The sequence below is a fragment of the Shewanella sp. GutDb-MelDb genome (assembly GCF_002836075.1).
GTDB lineage: Bacteria > Pseudomonadota > Gammaproteobacteria > Enterobacterales > Shewanellaceae > Shewanella.
The window spans coordinates 38,193-45,125 of record NZ_PJBM01000133.1 but is presented as its reverse complement, the minus strand read 5'-3'; the positions used below and the strand labels follow the sequence as shown (position 1 = coordinate 45,125).

The window sequence follows — 6,933 nt, the reverse complement described above, 5'->3', positions numbered from 1 at the left end:
GACTTGAGTCACACGTTCAAAATGTAACCAGTCAAAATTATTTTCACTCCACATAAGTAGAATGAACAATAATCAAGCAGAATAGTTAGTTGCCGCGAACATATAATGCTTATGTTCAATGCAGCAGTTAGTGATTAATAAGGAAACACCTGCATAGTTTAGTAAAAAAATTAACAAGCATTTGATACCTAAGCCACTTAAAAATATGTATTTCATTGCCTTGTAGCGGAGGGAGATATGTCTGGTTTTGCGGCGTGATGAACTCTTGCATTAGCTATTACAAATAAATAGAGAGAGAGTATTAACAGACTTAAATAGTCAAAATCACTGCCTCATATTGCTAGAAAACCTCGCTAAATGTTCGGTTAACAGCTCAATATTTCGGTTATAACATTGATAGTCAGTCCACAAATCAACTATCAATGTTTATGGTTAGAGGCCCTATCTCCAAACACACTATTTATCGTTATTGTCGTATCGCGTCCTGCGCATAAGAACAACTAACGATATAACAAGCAGTGCCCACCAAGATGTGCTTCCCGCATAATCGCTATCATCCTCAATATAGTCATGATCCCAATCGGTACTTTCCAGCGGTAAGGCGTAGAGACTATCAAAATCATTTGAGCTTACTGTCGCCACAATATCACCGTAGCCGACTTCATAGAGATCGATAAGCACGTCGTAATGATCTGGAGTAAATCCCACATCCAACGTGGTTAAGACCTCAAAGTCATCATCGGTGACATCACCAACAATACTGAATATGTCAGTGGTGTAATAATGCTCCCAAGGACCTCCATTGCGGCTAAGATAAAGCTCCGCAAACACATCCGCTCTTTCATTGAGGTATACCCCACTAACGTCCGCATCAAAGGTCACACTAAAGGTCTGATAAAAACCATCAACGTCATTATCAACAAACAAGCGGCTGTAAGCATCGTAAATATAGAAATCTCGATAGATGCCATTGGCAAATAAAGCGGGTGATGCTGTGGCTTGGCGCTTGATGATAGCCTTCTGCGCTTTATCGATATGCGTTTGGATCACTTGCTCCCTGCTCATTGGGCTTAGTAAACTTGGGCTCACCTGCAAGCGTTGCGCTGATAATAACTCTCGCTGAGCTGCTGATAATTGATGGCTCTGATCTGAGGAGATTGTGAATGCCTTATCCTGCATATATCCCGCAGAGATACTACTAGTTTGGTTATGTTCTTGTGCTACTGCGCCCATCGGCAATAAACACGTACTCAGAAAAAATGGCAATAGCTTGGTTAGGGTTTTTAATTGTTTCATCATCACCTCTAGCGATTCATTTGGTTGAGGTCATTAGAGGCCAACTCAAATGAACACAAGCTGAACGTCAAAATCAGCGACTTAACGGATCCCCATTGGGCAATTCAGGTTGGGTTCATCTTAAAAACGGTATATCTAACAAGCTAAACACGCTCTCGATGCAGGAATGATGACTAATCTAGCGGGATCTTTTAAACTGGTAACATCTCAACCCTTTGGTGCTCTTAATGAAAGCTGTTCTACTGTTGATATTAATACCGCTACTGACGCTAGGCTCCTTACCAGCCTATGCTGGCGGGCATTACGCCACTATTTCGTTAGCCTCCATGGCGATGGCAACGAATAGTGATGCCAAGTCACTTAAAGTGAAAAGTTCACAACAAGCAGCCCAATTAGTTAAAAGCCAGTATCCAGGAAAGATCCTCAAAGTTCAGTCTGCTCGTGTTAATGGTAATCCAGGTTATCGAGTCAAATTACTTTCAAAAGATGGGGTGGTTTTTTACGTCACTGTTGATGCCAAAACAGGCCGCGTGCGCCGTAACTAACTGCAACCAAAAGGAACAAATATGAGACTGTTACTCGTTGAAGATGATCTCGCACTGCAGAGCAATCTTAAGCAGCACTTGATAGCCGCTAACTATACTGTCGATACTGCCGATGATGGCGAGATAGGTCTTTTTCAAGGGCAGGAGTACAACTACGATGCCGCGATTATTGACGTAGGACTTCCCAAACTTGACGGTATTGCGCTTATCACTCAACTCAGAGCGCTAGCGATTGAATTTCCTATTTTAATTTTAACGGCTCGTGATAGCTGGCAAGATAAAGTCGAAGGTTTAGACGCCGGAGCGGACGATTACCTCACTAAACCTTTTCACCCGCAGGAGTTGATAGCAAGACTAAAAGCTTTGATACGTCGCAGCGCAGGAAAAGCCAGTCCAGTGATTAACAACGGCCCTTTATCTCTCAATACCAGTAGCTTAGAACTCACTAAAAATGGTGAACTGATTAATCTTAGTGGCTCGGAATACAAGCTATTTGAATACTTTATGCTGCATATTGGTGAAGTTAAATCTAAAACGGTACTCACCGAGCATATTTATGACCAAGACTTTGATCTCGACTCCAATGTTATTGAGGTGTTTATTCGGCGTCTACGGAAAAAGCTCGATCCTGACAATCAACTTGGAATGATCGAAACTTTACGGGGGCAAGGATACCGACTAACAAAACTAGAACCGCTCCCTGAGCCTAAGAAGTCATCATAACCATGCTCTCAGTAAGGCGGTTACCCAAAGTCATGCACTCGCTCAAAGCTAGGCTAATTGTGAGTGCGCTGCTGCTTATTTTAATATTGATGCCCTTGATTGGTTTCACCCTCAATGATGCCTTTAAACAACAAGTAAAAAGCGCATCAATGAATGAGCTGAAAGCCTATGTTTACGCTATTTTAGCCGTTACAGAAGTGAGCAGTGACGGCGTATTGATGCCTGAAGTACTACTCGAAAACCAATTCAACGTTATTCAATCAGGCCTATATGCCGCCATTAGCACTCCAAATACATCAGTGCTTAAGAGCAAGAGTCGTACAGCCTTTAATGCAAAAATTATTGAAACATCGCCATCAGCAACACCATTAAACGGCACCAATATCACTTCAAAAGACACTCAAACAATCGCTTGGCGCTCAGACTCATTACTGGGTATAGAACTGCCAAATCAGCTGCCTATACCGAATAAAGGGCAAGGCCAATTCAGTGAAATAGAGCTCAATGGCCAACCACACCTGATATACAGCTTTAGTGTCAGTTTCGAACTACCAACGGCAATAAACAGTGAAAGTCAGCACTTAAATAGTCGATTTCCGATCACCATTCATATCATTAAAGATCAAACAGAGTTTCAACAACAGGTAGATCAATTTACTCAGCAACTTTGGCGCTGGTTAATGATCCTTATGGGCTTATTGCTTGCCATACAGATGACTTGGCTATGGTGGACGTTAAAGCCGCTTTCAAGTTTAGAAACCGAGCTCAGTGCCATCGAAAATGGCAAAGCAAATCAGCTTTCTGATCGTTACCCAACGGAACTTCAAGCTGTTGCACTGCAATTAAACACCTTGCTAAGCACCGAACAAAATCAGCGTAAACGTTACCGAAATGCATTAGCAGACCTTGCTCATAGCCTTAAAACGCCGCTAGCCGTTATTCAAAGTCAGACCGATTTAAGCCCTGAGTCATTTGAGCAAGTCACTCACATAAACCGTATTATTGGCCACCAACTGAAACGTGCTCAATCGGCTGCCGGCAGTGCCTGGCATCTTGGAATTCCCGTGGTGAACATTTCAGATAAACTGGTCCGAAACCTACCCAAAATATACTGCCAACCACTCATCACCATTAAGCAGAACGTTGACCGTGAGGCCATTTTTAAGGGTGATGAAGCTGATCTTTCTGAGATTTTGGGCAATGTACTGGACAATGCCTGTAAAGCAGCGGCGAGCACTGTAATGCTCAGCATCACTCAGAATGGGGCGGCGCTAGTGCTGCAAGTGGAAGATGACGGAAGTGGCGTAAATGAAACCCTACAAGCGCAAATATTTGAGCGCGGGATTCGGGCCGACTCTTACAAAATGGGCCACGGGATCGGATTAGCCATAGTGCGTGATTTGGTCGATAGCTACCATGGTCAGCTATCCATTAGTCAATCTCAACGGTTAGGAGGCGCCTCTTTTACCATTATTTTCAAACACTAAATATAACAACACCAGCCTATAACCGCTGTTTTTCTACTTTCAGCTTATGTTCATCTTAGCCTTCCTATAATAACCACATCGTCAATTATCGATAGGAAAGCATATGAACATTTTCAAACAATGCTGTGGCTTGTCTCTGGTTATCCTGTTGCAATGGATAACGCCGACGAGCGTCTGCGCACAAGATTATGATAGTACGATACAAACTCAACTGAGCGAGGGCGAGTTGGCACAAATACTAGCCCCCATTGCACTCTATCCAGACAGTTTACTGACCCATATTTTGATTGCGGCAACCTACCCTTTAGAAGTGGTAGAAGCGCAGCGATGGCAGCAGAAAAATCAACAGCTCAGTACTGAAAATCAAGTAAACAACGCAGAAGCAATGCAATGGGATCCGAGTGTGACAGCCTTAGTCGCTTTCCCTACCGTGTTACAAAAGTTGAGTGATGATCTGCAGTGGACTCAATCACTAGGCGATGCATTTTTACAGAATGAAGCCCAAGTGCTTGCCAGTATTCAAACCTTACGCCTGCAAGCGGATAATGCTAATAACCTTGATGATATGCAAAATATGCAGGTGACTCGCGTCAATAACCAAATCGTTATTGAGCCGGTTAGAAAGGAAGTTGTTTACGTCCCCTATTATGATCCAAGAGTCGTCTATGGCGCTTGGTCTTGGTATAACTATCCCCCCGTTTATTGGGCAATGTATCCTGGTTATATAAGGCCTAGCTATGGCCATTTCTACTGGCATAGTGGCGTGCATATTAGTTTCAACTACTATTTCAGTGCGTTTCAATGGAGCAGACACCAGGTCGTAGTGGTGCATCATAAGAACTCACGCCACTACCGCCATCATGGTCGTATTGTAACCAGTCACGGTGCAAAGCGTTGGGCACATAAGCCGCAACATCGACGCGGCGTCGCCTATAGTAATAATGCATTGAAACACAAGTACAACAGGCATAGTCCGAGCCGTGCACACAGTAAGGTAATTAGAGGTCAAAAAACGCATCATGTGAACAAAAGCCGTGAGATGCAGTTTGCTAACAAATTAAAACAGCAACCCACTCAGCGTAATACTCACTATGCAAATGGCAGACCGGTTAAAAGCCATCAACAGGTTAAGAGCCATCAGCAAGCTAAGAGTCATCAGCAGACTAAGAGCTATCAACCCGCTAAGAGCCATCAGCCTGTTAAAAGTCATCAACAAGCTAAGAGTCATCAGCAAACTAAGAGCCGTCAGCCAGCAACAAACCAGCGAAGCGGCCACCACAAACAGGGTAATAACAACTCAAAGGCGAATCATCATCAGCAGAAAAGAGATAGGAATTAAGACCGAAACAACTCCATAGACCATCACCCGTCTATGGAGTAGAGATTTTGACTTTAGCTAACCATTGCTGCAGTGAACTTATTTTGGAGGGCGTTAAGCGATGCTAGCATCTCACTAAAACGTGGGCGTAATGCCAAATCCATCTGTAGACAATCTTCACTCATTTGCTTCAATCCGGCAACTAAATCAAGTTGTTCCGCTCTTGGTTGTAGTCTGTTTTCAACGAGATCATCGATTAAACATCCCAACGCTCTAATTTCGATACTCTCCATCGCTTCTTTTTGTAATTCTGGCAACAAATTCAAATTTGACGATGCACCGAAATCACCAAATAGCATTGAGCCTTCAAGATTAATCATCGTATTATGTGCATACACATCACCATGACTTACGCCATTTTGATGTAGATGGGTCATGGTGTCAGCCATTTGAGTCAGCACTAATAACACCTGCTGCAATCCAAGCCCTTCGCCGTTAACAAAAGTGTCTCTGATGCACGTATCTAGCGATGGCGGTAAACCTAAGTTAGCAAATGAGCTCGGAATGAGTTCCATCACCAGTCCAAGTTGGTCAGCTTGACTGATTTGAGCGACAACCTTAATAAGATTGTGATGGGTCCCAGATTGTAAACAACACGCAAGCTCATCACTTGGGTAACCATCGCTTGTTACCTCACCTTTAAAGAGCTTCACTGCAATATTGAGATCGCAACCATAGAGTGACTCTGGTTGCTTTAACCATTTGGCACTATAAATGACACCTGAGGCTCCTTGACCAATAACTTGACCCAATTGGATATCGGTTAATGCGACGGTTTGCATCGGCTGCGATTGCAGCTTAGCGCTTATAGGTGCACCCTCACCCTCTTTGGTCAGCGGATTACCTGATAACGCTAACCAAGCAAGCTTTGGTAATTGAAACAACCAATCAGGAAATTGCGTGAAATGATTCGCAGATATTCGCGCTAACGCTAAATGGCTGCAATTAGCCATACTGGCCGGTAAAGCACTTAACTTATTGCCCGCAAGTGCTAATTTTTGTAATTGATGTAACGACCCCATATCGTCAGGTAACGATGTTATTTGATTGTCAGTCAATATCAACCAGCGAGTTTGCAAAGGCAATGCACCTTGCGCTACGGCTCTTAGTTTATTAGATTTAAAGCTTATCATCTCTAAACGAGGACAAGCCGCTATCACTGTCGGGATCTGTTCAAACTTATTATTGGTGAGGAACAACCGTTTCAATTGCTGTAATCGAGCAAAATCATTGGGAAGTTCAGTTAACTGATTATCAGAGAGATCTAACACCTCTAAGGTATCTGCGAGCGAAAAAATAGCCTCAGGAAATACGGTAAAATTCTCTGAAAGGGTTAATCGTTTAATGCCTTTTAACTCGCCTGATGTTAACTGTGCCAATGTCTGCAAAATCTACTGCCCTACCGAATGTCCAAAATGGCGGCAATGGTAATACATCCGAGAAAAATGAGAAAGCGACGATTAACAGGATTATAAATTACCCCCTCTCGAACTGATCCATATTT

6 protein-coding genes are annotated in these 6,933 nt (G+C 43.2%); 4 read left to right on the top strand and 2 right to left on the bottom strand.

Annotation, left to right across the window (positions count from 1 at the left end; all coding sequences use genetic code 11):
- Positions 1-456: 456 nt before the first annotated feature.
- Positions 457-1,296 (bottom strand): choice-of-anchor H family protein, encoded by an 840-nt coding sequence (locus tag CXF82_RS05325; protein WP_257982735.1) that lies wholly within the window; start codon positions 1,294-1,296, stop codon positions 457-459.
- Between the two features lie 227 nt (positions 1,297-1,523).
- Here CXF82_RS05325 and CXF82_RS05320 point away from each other — a divergent pair, with 227 nt between their 5' ends.
- From CXF82_RS05320 to CXF82_RS05305, 4 genes are all read left to right on the top strand, one after another.
- Positions 1,524-1,841, top strand: coding sequence for a PepSY domain-containing protein (locus CXF82_RS05320; protein ID WP_101092687.1), 318 nt, complete (start codon positions 1,524-1,526; stop codon positions 1,839-1,841).
- Between the two features lie 21 nt (positions 1,842-1,862).
- Entirely contained in the window at positions 1,863-2,564 is a 702-nt protein-coding gene (locus tag CXF82_RS05315) for a response regulator transcription factor (protein WP_102043779.1), read from the top strand.
- A gap of 32 nt (positions 2,565-2,596) precedes the next feature.
- Positions 2,597-4,051 carry an ATP-binding protein gene (locus CXF82_RS05310; RefSeq protein ID WP_257982734.1) on the top strand — a complete coding sequence of 485 codons (1,455 nt, stop codon included), beginning with the start codon at positions 2,597-2,599 and terminating at the stop codon, positions 4,049-4,051.
- Between the two features lie 103 nt (positions 4,052-4,154).
- The gene (locus CXF82_RS05305; protein WP_102043777.1) at positions 4,155-5,390 is read left to right on the top strand and encodes a DUF3300 domain-containing protein; all 1,236 of its coding nucleotides are present in this window, start codon (positions 4,155-4,157) and stop codon (positions 5,388-5,390) included.
- Positions 5,391-5,443: 53 nt separating this feature from the next.
- On the opposite strand, the gene CXF82_RS05300 is transcribed toward CXF82_RS05305, so the two are convergent.
- Complete coding sequence (locus tag CXF82_RS05300; protein ID WP_102043776.1) at positions 5,444-6,817, bottom strand: leucine-rich repeat-containing protein kinase family protein; 1,374 nt, start codon at positions 6,815-6,817, stop codon at positions 5,444-5,446.
- Positions 6,818-6,933 lie beyond the last annotated feature (116 nt).